The 17,320-nt window shown below is 44.2% G+C and carries 14 protein-coding genes; 2 read left to right on the top strand and 12 right to left on the bottom strand.

Annotated features, from left to right (window positions below; translation table 11 throughout):
* Window positions 1-3: 3 nt before the first annotated feature.
* Window positions 4-462, bottom strand: a complete 459-nt coding sequence (locus IH598_16615) for a type I restriction enzyme HsdR N-terminal domain-containing protein (GenBank protein MBE0640138.1) — start codon at window positions 460-462, stop codon at window positions 4-6.
* Window positions 463-535: 73 nt separating this feature from the next.
* Between IH598_16615 and IH598_16610 the strand changes: the two genes are divergently transcribed.
* Window positions 536-1,306 (top strand): AMP nucleosidase, encoded by a 771-nt coding sequence (locus IH598_16610; protein MBE0640137.1) that lies wholly within the window; start codon window positions 536-538, stop codon window positions 1,304-1,306.
* Window positions 1,307-1,318: 12 nt separating this feature from the next.
* Window positions 1,319-2,326 carry a DNA polymerase III subunit delta gene (holA, locus tag IH598_16605; protein ID MBE0640136.1) on the top strand — a complete coding sequence of 336 codons (1,008 nt, stop codon included), beginning with the start codon at window positions 1,319-1,321 and terminating at the stop codon, window positions 2,324-2,326.
* Here the strand turns inward: holA and IH598_16600 are convergent.
* The 11 genes from IH598_16600 to IH598_16550 all read right to left on the bottom strand — a co-directional run bounded on the left by IH598_16600 (window position 2,310) and on the right by IH598_16550 (window position 17,306).
* Window positions 2,310-2,558: a hypothetical protein gene (locus tag IH598_16600; protein MBE0640135.1), complete on the bottom strand. Its 249-nt coding sequence runs from the start codon at window positions 2,556-2,558 to the stop codon at window positions 2,310-2,312. The genes holA and IH598_16600 overlap by 17 nt on opposite strands.
* A gap of 624 nt (window positions 2,559-3,182) precedes the next feature.
* Window positions 3,183-3,959 (bottom strand): class I SAM-dependent methyltransferase, encoded by a 777-nt coding sequence (locus IH598_16595; protein ID MBE0640134.1) that lies wholly within the window; start codon window positions 3,957-3,959, stop codon window positions 3,183-3,185.
* Window positions 3,960-4,191: 232 nt separating this feature from the next.
* The gene (locus IH598_16590; protein MBE0640133.1) at window positions 4,192-8,001 is read right to left on the bottom strand and encodes an Eco57I restriction-modification methylase domain-containing protein; all 3,810 of its coding nucleotides are present in this window, start codon (window positions 7,999-8,001) and stop codon (window positions 4,192-4,194) included.
* Window positions 8,002-8,082: 81 nt separating this feature from the next.
* Window positions 8,083-8,418: a DUF86 domain-containing protein gene (locus IH598_16585; protein MBE0640132.1), complete on the bottom strand. Its 336-nt coding sequence runs from the start codon at window positions 8,416-8,418 to the stop codon at window positions 8,083-8,085.
* Window positions 8,402-8,710, bottom strand: coding sequence for a nucleotidyltransferase domain-containing protein (locus IH598_16580; protein ID MBE0640131.1), 309 nt, complete (start codon window positions 8,708-8,710; stop codon window positions 8,402-8,404). The genes IH598_16585 and IH598_16580 overlap by 17 nt, the downstream gene beginning before the upstream one ends.
* A 312-nt stretch (window positions 8,711-9,022) precedes the next feature.
* A complete protein-coding gene (locus IH598_16575; GenBank protein MBE0640130.1) occupies window positions 9,023-9,676 on the bottom strand; it encodes a hypothetical protein in 654 nt (217 codons plus the stop codon).
* Window positions 9,677-9,741: 65 nt separating this feature from the next.
* Window positions 9,742-9,915 carry a hypothetical protein gene (locus IH598_16570; protein ID MBE0640129.1) on the bottom strand — a complete coding sequence of 58 codons (174 nt, stop codon included), beginning with the start codon at window positions 9,913-9,915 and terminating at the stop codon, window positions 9,742-9,744.
* A 374-nt stretch (window positions 9,916-10,289) separates the two neighbouring features.
* Window positions 10,290-11,450 (bottom strand): sigma-54-dependent Fis family transcriptional regulator, encoded by a 1,161-nt coding sequence (locus tag IH598_16565; protein ID MBE0640128.1) that lies wholly within the window; start codon window positions 11,448-11,450, stop codon window positions 10,290-10,292.
* A gap of 247 nt (window positions 11,451-11,697) precedes the next feature.
* On the bottom strand, window positions 11,698-12,816 hold the full coding sequence (locus IH598_16560) for a histidinol-phosphatase (protein MBE0640127.1): 1,119 nt from the start codon (window positions 12,814-12,816) through the stop codon (window positions 11,698-11,700).
* A gap of 277 nt (window positions 12,817-13,093) precedes the next feature.
* Window positions 13,094-15,598 carry a T9SS type A sorting domain-containing protein gene (locus tag IH598_16555; GenBank protein ID MBE0640126.1) on the bottom strand — a complete coding sequence of 835 codons (2,505 nt, stop codon included), beginning with the start codon at window positions 15,596-15,598 and terminating at the stop codon, window positions 13,094-13,096.
* A 58-nt stretch (window positions 15,599-15,656) separates the two neighbouring features.
* A complete protein-coding gene (locus IH598_16550; protein MBE0640125.1) occupies window positions 15,657-17,306 on the bottom strand; it encodes a SusD/RagB family nutrient-binding outer membrane lipoprotein in 1,650 nt (549 codons plus the stop codon).
* Between the last annotated feature and the right edge of the window lie 14 nt (window positions 17,307-17,320).

Raw genomic sequence — 17,320 nt, 5'->3', positions numbered from 1 at the left:
ATTTCAGGTAATCACCATTTGCCGGTAATCCGGAATCTCCTCCAGGAAGCTATAGGAAGACTTTTCAAAGTCGATTTTACAGCAAATGTGTCTCAGCCCGTTGGTGACCACCAGGAAAGGGACTTTCATGGTCAGATTGTAACGGGCCACCTGGTCGAAAACTTTTTGTGTGATTTCAACGGAGGCTGCTTTGCATTCCACCATCAGCGCCGGAACACCTTTGTTGGAATAAACCACAATATCAGACCTTCTTTTCATCGAATTGTAAACCAATTCCTGTTCAACGGTGATCAGGGTCAGTGGCACAGCTTTCACAATATGGAGGTAATGGATGAAATGCTGTCTTACCCATTCCTCTGGTGTAAGGGCTATATATTTTCGCCGGATAGGATCAAAAATCTCTTGTTTCCCATCGTTTTGGCGGATTTTGTATTGATAAGCCGGCAGGTTGAGTACATCCATTTTTGTGAATTGAGGCCTCAAAGTTAATTAATCAGTCATTTTCACCTATTTTTGCCGCTTAAATCTTTGGCAGATGAAGACAAAAAAAGAGATTGTAAACAACTGGTTACCCCGCTACACAGGCATTCCCCTGGAAGAATTCGGCGAGTATATTTTGCTGGTTAACTTCAGTAAATACCTTGAGCTGTTTGCCCAATGGAACGGGGTGGAGATCGTTGGGCAGGACCGGCCGATGCCAAGCGCTACAGCCGGCCATATCACCATGATCAAATTCGGGATGGGCAGCGCCAGTGCAGCCATCATTATGGATTTGCTGAGTGCCATAAAACCGAAAGCCGTCCTTTTCCTTGGCAAATGTGGTGGTTTAAAAAAGAAGAACCAGTTGGGCGATCTCATCCTGCCCATTGCGGCCATCCGTGGCGAAGGAACTTCCAACGACTACTTCCCGCCGGAAGTCCCTGCGCTCCCTGCATTTAGTCTCCAGAAAGCCATCTCCACCACCATCCGGGAGTTTTCGCGCGACTACTGGACAGGCACCGTTTTCACCACTAACCGGAGGGTTTGGGAGCACGACGACAAGTTTAAAAAGTTTCTCAGAACAACGCGCTCCATGGCCATCGACATGGAAACAGCCACCATCTTCATCGTGGGTTTCGCTAACCAGATTCCCACCGGCGCCCTGCTTCTGGTCTCCGACCAGCCAATGATCTCCGAAGGGGTGAAAACGGAATCGAGCGATCACATGGTCACCGAAAAGTTTCTCGAAACCCACCTGAACATCGGCATTGACTCACTCAAACAACTGATCGAAAACCGGCAAACAGTCAAGCACCTGCGGTTTTAATCACACCCCGGAATGAAATACGAAGACATCATACGCGACATCCGGAATAAAATCTTTTATCCGCTCTATTTCCTGACCGGTGAAGAGCCATATTTTATCGATAAAATAAGCAAACTCATCGAAACCACCGTGCTGTCGGAAGAAGAAAAAGAGTTTAACCAGGTAATTGTTTACGGTCGTGATGTCACCTCCAACCAGATCATTTCGCTGGCACGCGAGTACCCGGTGTTCGGCAATTACAGGGTGGTGATCGTACGCGAAGCCCAGAACCTGAAACAAATCGAAAAAGATGAACTGCTTGCGGCTTATGTCAGCAAGCCGGTAACCACAACGCTCCTGGTGCTTGATTACAAATACAAAAAGGTGGACGGACGCACTATTTTTTCCCAACAGATCAAGAAAAATGGTGTACTGTTCGAATCGAAAAAACTATATGATAATGCCATCCCAAAATGGATCGAGGACATGATCAGGGGGCTGGGCTTCGGCATTTCCTATCAAACCTGCATGGTACTCGCCGAGAGCCTTGGCAACGACCTCACAAGGATTGAAAATGAAGTGAAAAAACTGGTGATCAATGTGGCCAAAAATGCAGAGATCACGCCGGAGATTGTGGAGAAAAACATCGGGATAAGCAAAGACTTCAATATTTTTGAGTTGCAAAAAGCACTGGGCGATCGCGACATCATGAAAGCCAACCGGATCATCAACTATTTTGCCGCCAACCCAAAAGAAAACTCCGTGGTTTTTATGATCACCATGCTGTATATCCATTTCCGCAAGCTGTTCCTGTATCATTCGCTGAAGGATAAATCAGATAAAAATGTTGCCTCCCAACTTGCGATCAATCCGTTTTTTCTGAAGGAAATAAAAACAGCCGCCGCCAATTACGACATGAGGAAATTGCGGGGTGTCATTGCCATTCTGAGGGAATACGACCAGAAAGCCAAAGGGGTCGACTCAGCAGCAGTGGAAGATGGCGAACTGATGAAGGAAATTGTGTTCAAAATCCTGCATTGAAAATATCCTGATAAATGAATTCTGTGTTCGGGCGAGGCGCTGCATGATAAAAAACCCAACCGAATCCGGTATAAACGTGGATAATCAACTCGGAATTGATGTCTGATCTGGTAAAGTCACCCCGTGAATCGTTAGCAAAAGTCGATGAAGTTGAAAGTTTGGTGATCGCCTGATTGCATTCACGGGGTGACTCCACTGTTTCACTGAAAGTCACCCCGTGAATCGTTAGCAAAAGTCGATGAAGTTGAAATCTTGGTGGAAGCCTGATTGCATTCACGGGGTGACTATGCCTCGAAGCAGGCTGGAGCCTGCAGAAATAAATGCAGCTTAGGCTGGAGCCTAAGCTGAACGCACGGTGACCTGTTTCAATAAAAGTCACTCCATGAATCGTTTGCAAAAGTCGATGAAGTTGAAAGTTTGGTGGTCGCCTGATTGCATTCACGGGGTGACTCCACTGTTTCACTGAAAGTCACCCCGTGAATCGTTTGCAAAAGTCGATGAAGTTGAAAGTTTGGTGGTCGCCTGATTGCATTCACGGGGTGACTTTGCCTCGAAGCAGGCTGGAGCCTGCAGAAATAAATGCAGCTTAGGCTGGAGCCTAAGCTGAACGCACGGTGACCTGTTTCAATAAAAGTCACTCCATGAATCGTTTGTAAAAGCCGGTGAAGTTGAAAGTTTGGTGGTCGCCTGATTGCATTCACGGGGTGACTCCACTGTTTCACTGAAAGTCACCCCGTGAATCGTTTGCAAAAGTCGATGAAGTTGAAATCTTGGTGGAAGCCTGATTGCATTCACGGGGTGACTTTGCCTTGAAGCAGGCTGGAATGTTTGGCGGTGAGCGTGTGTTGGACAGCGCCTATTTCCAGATAAAGCCGCCTAATCTGAAGAAACGCAGGATCTCATTAATCATCACAAGAAGTTGCCGCAATCCTAACCTGATCTTTCCCACCATCCCCTTTCTTTCAGGGGCAACATCCTGAAAAGACAGGTGGCCGGTTTTTTCGTGGTAAGGTTCTTCCCGTTTCCGTTTCTCAATCACTATGATGCTGTCGTAGTAATGAATTGAATCAACGGATTTAGTAAAGTTATTGACCCCAAGCGATTTTTGCTCTGAATGATAAGCATTTAAAAAGTCGATAAAATTTTTGGTGTATTCAATGAAAGTGCCTCTTCGTTTATGTCCCCCGCCATATTTGATCCTGTAGGAGGTATGCAAATCTTCACATAAATAAACGCCCTCCTCTTTTACATGGTCAAATAGTTCCTCAAAGCTAATGATTTGCTGAACCATAGTATGACCGCCATCATCAATCAGAATATCAATCGGTGGCACCTGCTTCTTCACCTCCCTGAGAAAATTCCGGTCTGACTGAGATCCGATAAATATGTTGATATTTTCTTCCTCCAGCTCTTTACACCGTGGATTAATGTCAATGCCATAAATTTTTGCCTCAGTTCCAAAGTAATTTTTCCACATCTGTAAACTTCCACCCTGCGATACTCCAATTTCAAGAATTACGATGTCTTTGTTTCTGTACTTGCTGAAATGCCGGTCATAAACATCAAAATAATGTACCCATTTGTGAATAAGCCTCTTGTCGTTTTGCCTGAAATACTTTTCTAAATCACTCATTGATTTTAAATTTGAAACTTGAATGCGTTAAACATTTTAATCATCGTTTTCGGGCAAAAGTATCCAAAAAGCCTGAGGTTCACCTTCTCGCCGGAAGATTTTTAATTGGGAAGATTGATGCCAGGTTCTTGTGAAACTTCTCCTGGTACTAAAATAGAATTCACGGGGTGTCATTGCTTAAAAGCATGACGTAAGCTAATCTGAACGCGGGACCACCGGCGGCTTTCTTATTTTACCGCACACTCTCCTCCACAATTCTGATCTCCTCCTCAGTCAATCCGTAAAGCTGGTAAACAAACTGGTCTATTTGGGTTTCGAGGCTTGAAATATCTGTCTGCTGATTTTTCTTTTTTTGTTTAATAACCTGTTCAGCTAATTCAGCTAAGGTTGCTTTCGTTTTTAAGTCTCCTTCCGGAATAGGAATTTGTTCAAAGTACTGTGGTTTGACTTCAATGTATCCTCCACTTCTGACTACGCAGATACTTTTTAAAAAATACCAGACCACTTTGGAGTTTAAAATGGCTAAGAGCGATTTATCATCTGAGGGTAAAAACACCGCTGGCGCATTCAAATAAATTCCAGTGTCATCAAAAGCAAACTTATTCGAATTTTGCAGGTTTGGGAAAATGATCTTGGGTTTATTAAATTCTGTGTAATAATCAACAACATCCTGAATTTCAAACCATTTATAATTTCCTACTTTTCTGCCGACATTATCTTCTCTGTTCCTTTTTGGGCAAAGATTTGTCTTGTACTGACTTAAAAACCTTTCAATTGCTGGATACCTTGAAATATCAATACCTCTTCTTGTGAATATTACCCATTTTAAAGGAAACCTAAAAGTGGTCCACTTTTTAATATCTTTCCCTTCAAGTATTGGTTTAATGATTTCTAAAGAAGATTCTTCATCGCTAATAATCTTTTCATAGTCTGTTTGGCAGATTATGAATGCTTTGTTAAAGCCAGTTAGAATTCCGCGATAGCATCTGCCAAAACTATCCTTGACAGTTTCATGGTTTTGAATCTTAGACAAAAGATTTTGCTCAAAAGGGTTGATAAAATTCCATGCAGATGAATTCATTTTGTCCTGAGCTATTTCAGTAAAAACAGTTTCGTCGTAAATCAATTTTTTGTTGTCAAAATTAGCTTTTGTGTATTTGAAGAATTTGAAACTAGTTTTGCTGGCAGATTTCTGAGCGATGAAGATAACAGGGTAGGTGGTTGCTTCATCAAAAACAGTAACATCGGTAAAATCAACGTATCGTTCAAATTTGAAGTTGTTGGTTACAAACTCTCTGAGTGTTCTTCCTGCGGCGGTTTTGTCAAATGTGTTATTGATAAATGCGAGGTTTCCATAATCATGGATAATTCTATGGGCCAATTCATAGAAGTAGGAAAAAATATCGCCACCTGAAGCAAATACCTTATAGTTGGCTTGAAGGTGATTTTTTAATTCACCAAGTTCCTCCTGCCTTATGTAAGGCGGGTTGCCCAAGATTATGTCAAACCCCAAGAACTCCCCGTCTTCATTGAGTACTTCGGGGAATTCGAACCGCCATTCAAAGGCATTGTGCGTTTCGAAGAAGGTTTTCTCAGCGTTTAATTCAGCCTGCAGCTTTTCAATATCGTTGATAAGCCTTTGTTTTTCGTTTTGGAGTTTTTCAGCATCTCCACCATAGCTTACTTCAGGGTCATGAGCAAATAACCCGTTTTCGGGGAATTTATAATCGTACTCCTGCCTGAGGCTGTAATACTTCTGCAGTTTAGGATTGCGCCGCTGAATGGTCTCCACATAGCTGGACTTTATGTTATGGATCAACTTTTCCAGTTCCCGCTTGATTTCCTTGTCTGGACTTTTTTTGTAGGCCTCCACGGCGTTCCTGTACGAAAAGACATTCCATTTGGCGCTCCGGGCAATCTGTTTTAGGTCGGTATCCAGCGCAAAGCGGCTCACCAGCGAGTTGCCACACTTGATGTTGATGTCAATGTTAGGAAGGGTTTCGAGTTCACTCTGACCTGACGGGTTTTGCTTGTAATAAGCATTTTTCAGCAGTTCGATCCACAGGCGCAGGCGGCATATTTTCACCGAATTGGGGTTGATGTCCACGCCAAACAGGCAGTTCTCGATGATGGTTTGCTTTTCATGAAACAGCGTTTCCTGCGCGCGCTGGCTCTCCCTGTTGTTCGGGTTGTACTCGAAAAGCTGTTCATCCAGGTCGGTGATCACCAGTTCGTCGTTGACAACCTCCACCTGGTGGCTGTTGATGGGTTCCAGTGCTTTGTCAACAAGTATTTTCAATTCGCTTTTGATGGCGATCATTTCATTGAGCGCCGAAACCAGGAAGTGTCCGGAGCCCACTGCCGGATCGCAAATTTTGATGCTGTTCACAATTCTGTTTGCGTCGGCGCGCACCTCTTTCCGGTTCCCCTTCCTGATGACCTCCTGAATATCCTCTTTCAACTCGCTGAAATCTTTACAGTTCCAGCTTTTGGTTTCGTTGAATTTCTGCACCACAGCCTTGCGGATAGTTTCGCGGCACATGTACATGGTGATGAAGCCGGGTGTGAAAAACGAACCGTCTTTGTAGCCGTTGATCTTCTCGAAGATCAATCCGAGAACCGAAGCGTTGATCAGGGTTTTGTTCTCCTCCTGGATTTCTTCCGAGCCTTCGCTGCTGAAGTCGTATGCATTCAGAAAAGTAAACAGGTATTCGAGGGTGGACATGTTTCCCGTTCGCCGCTTCCCGTGGTCATCTTTCAGTACTGTGCTGGGGATGATGGGAATGGCTTTGTCGTCGCGCAGGTTGCTGATGAACAGCGCGGCATGTTCGAGATCGGTAGGATCGAACAGCGAGGAGTTGAGGTACGGAACCTTTTCGAAAAGTTGTTTTACGTCGGGGTGCCGCTCAAGCGGTTTACATGCCAGTACCTGAAAAAAGAGACTGTTCAGGTCGTCGTAATTGTTGATTTTTTCGAGGTTGAGGAACGAATACGATGGATCGCCCTTGTGATAAGCTGTCAGTTGTGCTTCGAGCAGCTTCAGGAATAAAATGCGATTGATCCAGGTGATGGAAAGTTCAAGGGCGACATTGAAAAGCCGCTCATCCATAGTGCTGCCATACTGGTCGGCTTTTTCGAGGTGGTTCAGCTTGTCGAGGCTTTCGAGTTGGAGGATGGTATTTTCGAGGATGGTACCTGCATTTCTTTCACCGGGCTTGTTGCGTTCGATCAGTTTTTTGCCGCCCGATTTGGTCTCCGTAAGCCCGATGATGTGCAGCAGCTCGCTGTAGAACCGGCGGTCGAGGCTGTTGCTGTCGTTCATAAAGGGGAGCTTGAGCAGGTGTTCGGGCGAAAGGAGCTTGAAGAGGACGATCAGTTTTGTGTCGTCGGACTTGTCGGTGTTGCGCAGCGGCTTTTCATAATCGCGGAAATTGAAGTAGGTAAATTCGATTTCGGATGCTATGCTGTCAATAAAAGGTGCGGCGATCTTACGGTAGAAAAAATCGGTTTTGGTGTCGGCCAGCCTTCCCCCCTCGAAGTCGGTGAATTGTTTTACAAAGAATTTGTTTTGCGCAAAAAGCCGGTCGAAAAGCGTGGCGTCGAAGATGAACCACTCATAAAGGTTGGTTATCACCAGGTGTTTCACCTCCAGGTTGTTGAGGGTGATGCGCTCGCGCAGGTAGTAAAGGGTCAGTTCCTGAAAAGCTTTTGCGTTGAGTCTTTCAGTAGTAACCATTTCGCCTCTGTTGGCTGGTTTTTTTGCTTCGATGATCACCCCCACGGTGCTTTTGGCATCCGGCCCGTTGTGTATTACCAGGTCGTTTCTCCCTTTGGTGTTAATGAAATGGCGCTGCCCGTACCACGTATCCCGCAGGAAGCCCGACACCAGGTTCTTGTGAAATTCTTCCGACTCCAGATCGTTTGCCCTGTCAAGCAATCCGGTAAGGTTGGCCTTGAACAGTTCAATCTCAGCCCTGTTGGGTTTCACCTTCAAAAAGGCCTTATTCAGCGCCTGGCGGGGTTTGAGTGGGTGTGGAGTCATTTGGGATGTGACTGAGTGGATATGTTCATTTATTTTGTAACCATTATTGGAATGTGCACCTTTTAATTGTCAATTCTGCTCTTATTCTTCCAGTAACTTTTTTATCTCAATGTATAAATTTTTCAGATCGTTTATTGCAATAGCCCAGATGATGTCTGTAGAAATAGTGTCATAACCATGACTTATTCTGTTTCTTGTGTCAACTATTCTTCTTGCGTTGGTTATTTTTATTGAATGGTCAGCTCTCAAAATTCTGTTTACAGCTTCGCCAATGATTTCAATATTCCTCTCGACGGCTTTTCTTGTTTTGAGGTCTTTTTGAAATTCCGAAAAGATTCTTCGTTCTGGCAAAAACCCTTCGATTTCTTCAATTGATTGTTTTATGTCTTCAAGCCAGGTTTTAATTTCCTTTTCCATAGATCTGAATTTTGGTACGATCAATTTCACTTTGCAGAAATCTGTTTCTGATTGCTTTCTGTTCAAGAAGATCAATTTGTCTTTTCAGCAAATCCTCGAGTTGGAACTTCAGGTTAAAATATTGATCAGTGTAGGTTAAAGGATCATTTTCATCAAAATCAACAATCAGGTCAATATCGCTGTCTGGATTAAATTTGTCCGTAACAACTGAGCCAAAAGCAAAGAGGGCGCTGACTTTGTTCAATTCACAAAGCTGAGCGATCCGGCCAATATGCTGTTGAATAACATTCATACTTTGCAAAATTAATAAAGAAATTGTTTTCAGGAATACCAGTCCTGTTTCACAGATTTATGACATCGGCTGCAAGGTTTTCCATCTCAGCCCTGTTGGGTTTCATCTTCCAAAAGGCTTTGTTTAGCGCCTGGCGGGGTTTGAGTTGTGGAGTCATTTTGGTGTGGTATGTATATCGTTTGTGGGTTAATGTTTTTGCCGTTAGAAACTGTGGACTTTCCCTCTATGAACATTTATTTGTTTACTGTATGTTGATGTTGCTTTTTATTTTAATTGATTTCCCTTAAGCCAGGTATTATCTATTATGTGCTGTTAGTAACCGTAATTTTTTACCAATTTTTTCTCCATAAATTCAAATACATGATACTTCAATTCATAAAGTTCTTTAATTATATCTCTGATTTCATTATGCCAATTCATTTTTTCAACCTCAATCTCAAAGTCAACTAGATTTCCTAAGGCTTCTTTTTTCTCAAAAAGTTTGTCTAGTTTAGCACGAAGTTCATCAGTTTTAAGTACAACAGATTCAGATTTAACGCCAAATTCTTTAACGTAATCATTTTCGAGAATTCCTTTGAAAATGGATTTATTTGTAATTCGAATAATAGCAGAAATTTCATTTTTAAGATTAACAAGTTGCCTTGAAAGCAAATGAATATTTTGATCTCCTTGCATATTCTCATACAGAGCATTGAAGAATCTATTTGTCAACTCTCTAATTCGTTTATATTCTTCATATCCCATATTTCTTAAGAAATCATTTCTATGTCTTATTGAATTATACCAGAATTGTAATATGCTGAATAAAATACCGAATGATGCAATAATAAAGGTGATTTTTTGCTCCGGATTTCTAATCAAGTCGTGTCTGATAAAAATGAAATAAATTAGGAAAAGACCAAAAATTAGGCATATCCAAAATAAATGGATTTCTTTCATTCTAAATCTACTCAAGATATTCTTCATTTTCATTTTATTTTCGTTACAAATTCATAAGTTGATAAGGTAAAAACTTATAGTTATTAGAACCGTCAGTAATAATTGTAAGGTGAATACCGGTTTTTAGCCTTATCAAGGTCTTTTTTAAGGTAAACTCGTCTAAAGCCTTCAGAAAGAGCCAGAACTTCAACGATAGCTTTTGTACGTGCCGGCTGCGCCAGGTTGAGCGGGTTTTTCTTTGGTACTGCTTTGTAAATTATTGCCATTGCCGAAAGCTTTCAATGTTAATGATTCGCGGTGATCCATTCCGAAATTTTCCGCCCGCCAAAAATCACCCGTGCAAATGTAGGAAAATTTGTTTTCGTACTTGTTTGAAAATGAAAATTGTCATGATTGAAGTGACCCCGTGAATCATCCGCAAAAGACCCAGCACTTTAGAACTTTTTGTCATTTGGTAGCATTCACGGCTTGACTATGATTCATGGCAGGCTAAAGCCTCAACTAAATGGGGGACAGGCGAAGCAAAAAGCGACAGCATCGCTTCATGCGATACTATCGCTAAACGTAAATTCACTGAAACCTGACAGTCCCGCACGTGCGGGATTAAGACCTGTAAAGGTTTATGAATAAACCATCCCTTTTAATGCAGCGGCTGCAGGTATTTGACCACATCCTCTTCCGTTACAATTTTATCGCAGAGGATGGCCAGCCGTTCGACGACATTGCGCAGCTCGCGCACATTACCGGTCCATTGATAGGCTTCCAGTTTGTTGTAAGCGCCTTCGGACAAAGTCAGCAGGGTTTTTCCCATTTTTTTGCAGACGTCCTCCATAAAATGATCAACCAACAGTGGGATATCTCCCTCGCGTGCGTTGAGATCGGGCACTTCGATGATGATGACGCTGAGGCGGTGGTAAAGGTCTTCGCGGAAATTGCCTTTGGCAATCTCTTCGCTGAGGTTCTTGTTGGTAGCAGCAATAATGCGGACATCCACAATGATGTCCTTTTCGCCGCCGACGCGGGTGATCTTGTTTTCCTGCAAAGCGCGCAGCACCTTGGCCTGTGCCGACAAGCTCATATCTCCGATCTCGTCAAGGAACAGCGTGCCTGTGTCGGCCAGTTCAAAATCGCCTTTGCGCTGTTTAATGGCCGAGGTGAACGATCCTTTTTCGTGGCCGAACAACTGGCTTTCGATGAGCTCGGAGGGGATGGCGGCGCAATTCACTTCGATGAAGGGTGCATTGGCACGCGGACTTTTTTCGTGCAGCCATCGGGCAACCAACTCTTTACCGGTTCCGTTGCTGCCCTGAATGAGCACGCGCGCATTGGAGGGCGCCACTTTTTCGATCATCTCTTTTACATGCATCATCGCGGGCGACTGGCCGATCATCTCCCAGGTTTGCGGTACTTCCTGCTTGAGGATTTTTGTCTCCTTCACCAGATTCGATTTGTCAACTGCGTTGCGGATGGTTACCAGCAGCCGGTTCAGGTCGAGTGGCTTGGCAATGTAGTCGTAAGCGCCTTTCTTGATGGCCTCTACAGCGGTCTCAATCGTCCCGTGCCCCGAAATCATCACTACCGGCGTATCCGAAAACTTCATGATGTGCTCCAGTGTTTCGATGCCATCCATCCCGGGCATCTTGATGTCGAGCAGGATCAGGTCATACTTTTTGCTGTTGGCCAGTTTAAGCCCTTCCATGCCATTCTCTGCATCATCCACTTTGTAGTTTTCGTATTCCAAAATATCACGCAATGTGTTGCGGATGCTCCGTTCGTCGTCAATTACCAGTATTTTTGCCATAGCATAGATCCTCAGAGAATTTGTATTTTTAAAATCTTTAAATTGATTTCAAATTATTTTTTTAATAACACCGGCAAAATTAACAAAAACGACCTTGCCACCACTATTGAAAACCAAGTTGAACGCAACGCAGTTTGGCTTTGCAAACTCAATCGTTTTTTCTGAAGATAAGGGTAAAAAGATTACAAGTTCGATGGAAGGGAGGTGAATCTGACAATTTTGCAATGCATAGCCCCCTGTCAGCAGATCAATCGTGGAATTTCAAATTCAATCCAATCGTCAATGGATTTCCGTCGCCTGATAATGCGTTTTTCACCGTGAAAGCGAGCTGTGACTGCTTCCCTTCCAAATTTGTTTTTTTTATATTCCTGACGCTAACCTGGGTAGAGGAATTGGCATTAAGCTCAATTGTGGCGGGGAGTGAAAAATCATCGGTGCTGATCCCTGTTAGTCGAAAAGGAATGTCTGAGAGATTATTGAGAATCAGTACGGCCTCATTCTTTTCATTGATCTTAATGCTGCTTTTTTGCAGGGCGATACACTGCCCGATCAGCGCTTTCAGCCATATTTCATTTCCAGCCAGGGTATCATTGAAAAAAGCGAGGGTTCTGTGCTCAAAAAATGCTTCTTTGACGGCTTCGGTAGTTCTGTCTTTTGCAAAAACAAGGGTCATCGGCCTGCGTTCTTTTTTAGAGGGATCATAAAGGAAATCAATGGGTTCATGCACATCGGAATTGGCAAAACAGGTCAGGTTTTTCTCTGTTGCCCAGCGTAATACGACCGGGTAAAATTCCTTTTCGTTAAACACTTCAATACCATGCAGCCAGCCTTTTTGGTGAAATTCGGTGTGGATGGGGAACCAATGGGTTGAATCGGGCTGTTGTGCTTTCCAACCCGGGTGGTTCCAAATAAAATATGCACCCTGATCGGCTGCAGCCTGGAAAGCAGAATCAACATCAGCATGCCTGAGCAGGTTGGCGTCAGTCAGAAAGTAAGCGTTAAAATGACCTGGAGGCATACTTCGGGTGATTTCGGCTGCCCGAATCAGCAGGATTCCATATTTTTCAGCTACAGGAAAGGCAATCTCGTAAGGACGGTTCAAATCGGTGCTGACATCTTTTTTGTTGGGATTATATTCCACATGATCGGTAATGGCGATCACATCCAGTCCGTCTCGCCAGGCTTCTTTTACCCGGTCGGCAGGCCATACCGTTCCGTCGGAGAATGGCGTATGCATGTGGAAGTCACCTTTCAAAGTCAGGTAGCCCGGAATATCGGGAACCCGGAAATTTTGCCGGGTCTGGGCGGAAATTATTAATGTAGTTATGGTTAGCAGTAATAAAACGAAAATCTTTTTTGCTTGCATGTTGAAAATGTGTTAATCCGGTTTACTAAGGATTTGATCAAATTAGTGACTACCAGAAAACTCCAAATGTTGAAAATCATTGTTAGCCCCAACCCTCCCGAAGTCTCGGGATAAATTCCGGGAGCAATGATTTTCAACGATTTACTCCCTTTAGGGCGGGGTAATTAAATCGTTGAAAATCAGATTCAGGGTGTTTTCTGACAGTCAAAAATTTGAAAGAAATCCGGCAGGCATGAGGAATGACCTGCCGGATTGATTTTATAGGCAAATTTGTGTTTTACTGGATGACCAGTTTTTTTACTTCATTTTTCTGGTTGGTTTGGATTAAAAGGAAATAAACACCTTTGGGATGATGTGACAGATCCAGTTGGACAGCAGTTCCGTTCCAGTTAAACTGTTCCACCGTGGTTCCGGTCATGTTCATTACCTTAATAACTGAATTTTGCCCTGATTTTGCCCTTGTTGAAAATACCTCCACAAGTCCGCTGCTTGGGTTAGGCCTGATGGTAAATTCTGCGTTCAAATCCTGTTTTTCGATGCCAACAAAGTAATTGTCTGAAAAAACCACCATGTTGCAGGCAACAATGAGGTGAGGGTTGAACCCGTCGTTACAGTCGGCACAGGTCACTCCGGTCACACAGTCAGGATGGTTAGGGTGACAGAAATCAACATATTGCTCGTAGAAAACATATTTCAAGGTGGCATTTCCTCCTGAAATGTAAGGGGTCATGTCATAGTCGAACCAGGGAGCGATGGAACCGGGGCACCAGCCGGCCCGGTTGTGGTACCAGGTTCCGTTTTGTGGCTGACATCCGTCAGGGTTTGGGTTACAGGTGCTCCAGTTGTGTTGGGTGAAAGTTTGTGCCCCATTTACCCAAATGTGATGGGTAGCGTTGTAAAATTCTGCTGCATTGCCCGTGTTCAGGTCTCCCCAGCCATGACCGCTCGAGACCAGTTTCAGGCGTGCAGCCGATGCATTGGAAGGAAACTGAAAATTCTGATCTTCCACCGGCTGCAGGTTGGCATAATCGCCGAACTGGTAGGTGTCCTGCCAAATGTTGAATACATTGCTGTACAGATAATCGGGCTGTCCTTCCGTGTAATTAAGCTTTAGTTTATACACGAACCCATTATCAAGTGTGGCGCAATGAAGCCTGAAGGCAACTTTTCCCTGAAGCAGCGACATGTAATCGGTAAGATCAATCTGGTGAGAACAGGGCACGCCGTAAGGGGTAATGTAGCGGATGATTTCGAACCATTCACCATCAAGGCTCATGGCTTCAACGTGAGCCACACGGTCCCATTCACCGCAGCCATTCTGAGGGCAGCTCACCTCGAGGGTTGCGTTGACCTGGCTGAAAGCACCCAGGTAAGAGGGCAATTCGCCTTCAACGACCTGGGTTACATTGCTGGGACTTAACCACACACCTTCGAAAGCTACAACCTCCATATTGTAAGCGCTTGATGTGATGTTAACATTCACGGTTTCGGTGGCAGAGGCGCCAAAGTTGTTCGACGATACGATCGAAATGGTGTAATTTCCGTAGGCCGGAGGAGTCCACCAACCGGTGAAATATCCGGTTCCCAGCGGATCATTGGCCTGGATGGTCTGCCCGTTAATCACAAATTGAACGCCTTGCACCCAAAATAGTTCAGGATAATCAATGGTTGCTTTTGCAGTGAGTCTGATCTGGGAGAGGTTGGACACGAAAACATCTCCGGGAAGCGGATGTCTTGGGTCAATTTCGGGCACAAAGGTGTCCGGGTCAAGCACCATAAAATTATTGATCACCGGAATGGCCGGGTCAAACGTTGAATTTCCCGGTTGGGTTGCCCTGATGCTGACTTCGCCGGGTTCGCCGGTCAATGTCACAATATTGCCATCAATGGTAGCTGGTCCGGAGAGGACTTCAAAAAATACTTCAAGGCCGGAGGTAGCAGTGGCTTCGATGGCAAATGGGGGATCGCTGGTAAGATGATTGGGAATTTGAGGAAAGGAAATGGCCTGGTAGCCGGGATTGAGGGTACCATTGAAGTTGGATGTTTCTCCAATCAGTGCAAAGTTCATCAGTTCTGCATCTCTTTCTCCACTGCCGATCTCACTGATCAGGTGGGTGATCGAAGTATTGTTTCCACCCGGCTCACCCTGGTTAAACTTGTAATAAAGTTGTAAACCTTCTTCGTTGCCGGTCAGTTCATTGTCCATCATATCCTGAATTTCAGTCTGAGACAATGCCTTGTTCCAGGCGGAAACCTCGTCAACCCGTCCACCATAAACAAAATTAAAACCCCCTAATGTACTTTTGCCAATGGCGAAAGGAACGTTTTCACCCTGGAAAACGCCCGAGGCAGCAGCACTCCCTTTTAGTGCCCCGTTCACATAGAGTTTTATGGAATTCACATCAAAAACCCAGGCGATGTGTTGCCAAATCTGAGGTATTACTGTGTTTGCCGGCGCCACATACTCATGCAGTCCGGTGGTGGTTAACAGCCTGCATTCCATCATACCGTTGTTCAGCTGGATCAGGTAAAATTCCGCTGTTCCGGAACCTGCCCTGAATCCCATATAGCCCTGGCCGTATGAAAGCGCATCGCAGTAAAACCAACCGGTGATGGTTAGTTGGGTAGTACCTGAGAAATACTGGGAGGCATTTTGCAGGATCACATAATCGTCCACTTTGTCGAAGTGGAGGTACTGATTGGATTGTGATTGGACCAAAACCGGTGACAACAGGAAAATTGTCACCATCAGCGCGAGCATTTGATTGTAAATCTTTTTCATAGAATTTGAAATTAATGGTTAATACTGATTGAATGAATTCATTTGCTTTGTTAAAAAATTACGGTATCCACCAGATTTTAAACTCCGGGGTGTCGCCACCCTGGTTGGCAATCGCCTGCATCCAGTTTGCGGAGTTATTTTCTGCTTCCGAAGGCGGATAGGGTAAACGGAAATGCGCGATTGGATCACCTTGCCGGGGGGTCATGCCTGTCCGTCTTGCAAGTGCATACAACTCAGCCGGCTGTCTGAATGAATCGATGCATCTCTGGGTATAGATGAATCTCAGCTTCTCTTCATCAGAAGTCGCGTTCCAAAAGCCAAACCGGAATTGAACTGAGGATGAGCTCAGGTTTGAAGGAATACTGATCATCTCGGGGAAAGTCATTCCTGATGAAGGCAATCTTGAGTTTTCAGCCACATTCATCCACCACTCAACCGAGGAGTTTATTCCGTTGAGGTATTCTATTTCTGCCTGCATTTTGTCTTCAGTAACCCCGATTCCACGGAAATAGATTTCAGATTTGATGTAATGAATTTCAGCACCGGTAATGATCGGAATGGGCATATAATCTTCGTCTCTTACAATAAAATAGTTGAACGGTGAGTAGATGTTGGTTTCTCCTTTGATCTCAAAAGCGCCTACCTGGTCACGATGGGTACCGTAGGGGATGCCGCCTGAAGAAGGGGTATTGATATCAGGCAGTTGCGGGTACGCAACCCATTTGTTGGCGTTATTGGTTTCAAAGAAAATAAACGCACGTGGGTCAAAAATCCCGCTTCCGTCGGTGCTGTCGTGAGCGGAAAGCAATCGCCAGATGTTTGTTCCCAACCTGAGGTTGTTGTGCTCGCGGAAAGACCAGTTGAGGCTTTCGTTCTTAAAACCCATCGCCGAAGGCCATAAGCAGGCACTTTCAAGAACTGGTGTTATAAAATCGTAACCGAAAAATATCGGCCTGTTGTTCTCAATCACATCTTTAATGATATTACCGGCAATCTCAGGTTCTTTTTCTGACATCCGCAGCGCATGACGTAATCTGAGCGAATTGGCCAGCTTTTTCCAAAGGAGTAAATCGCCGTTAAACAACTTGTCAAATGCCTTGAAGGAGGTGAAAGGTTCCTTTTGGGGCACTGTTTCGTCGATGTGTTCATCAGCCCACTCCAGGTCATCGAGCAGTTGCAGGTAAATATCCCGCTGTTTATCGTATTTGGGATAGAGCAATGCGAGATCCTGAAATCCATAACCAGCTTCCGAAAATGGCATATCACCAAAAAGATCAGTCACTTTGAAGGTTTTCAGAGCAATAACAATTTTAAGCATTGCTTTCATATTGTTGACATTGGCTATCACCAGCGTATCATCATAGGCTACAAGGTAATCTTCCAACCGTTTTTCCAAATCCCTGATTTCGGGTAGCGTAAGGTAGTAATTGCCCCATATTTCCTCTGTGCCGATGGTAAAATTCCCCCAGGCTTCCTTGGTCAGCGCCGCCATTTCGGTTTGTTTGTAGAGTATCTCATTGTAAATGTAAAACTGTTCGTTCCACCCCGGTTGCAAGGATTTAATCACGCTGTTGAAAAGTGACCCGTCGCTGGCAGTGGTAAATCCTTGTGGGTTAGTGTTAATCTCATCGAAATCTTTGGTGCAGGAGGAGAACAATGCAAGAATAATGTAAATTGAAGTAAGAAGTATGTATCTGATATTTTTCATTTTATCATCTGGTT

It is taken from the genome of Bacteroidales bacterium, from assembly GCA_014860585.1.
In the GTDB taxonomy this organism is placed as follows: Bacteria; Bacteroidota; Bacteroidia; order Bacteroidales; family 4484-276; genus RZYY01.
The sequence above is the reverse complement of the archived record's forward strand: the minus strand, read 5'-3'. Positions and strand labels throughout refer to the sequence as shown.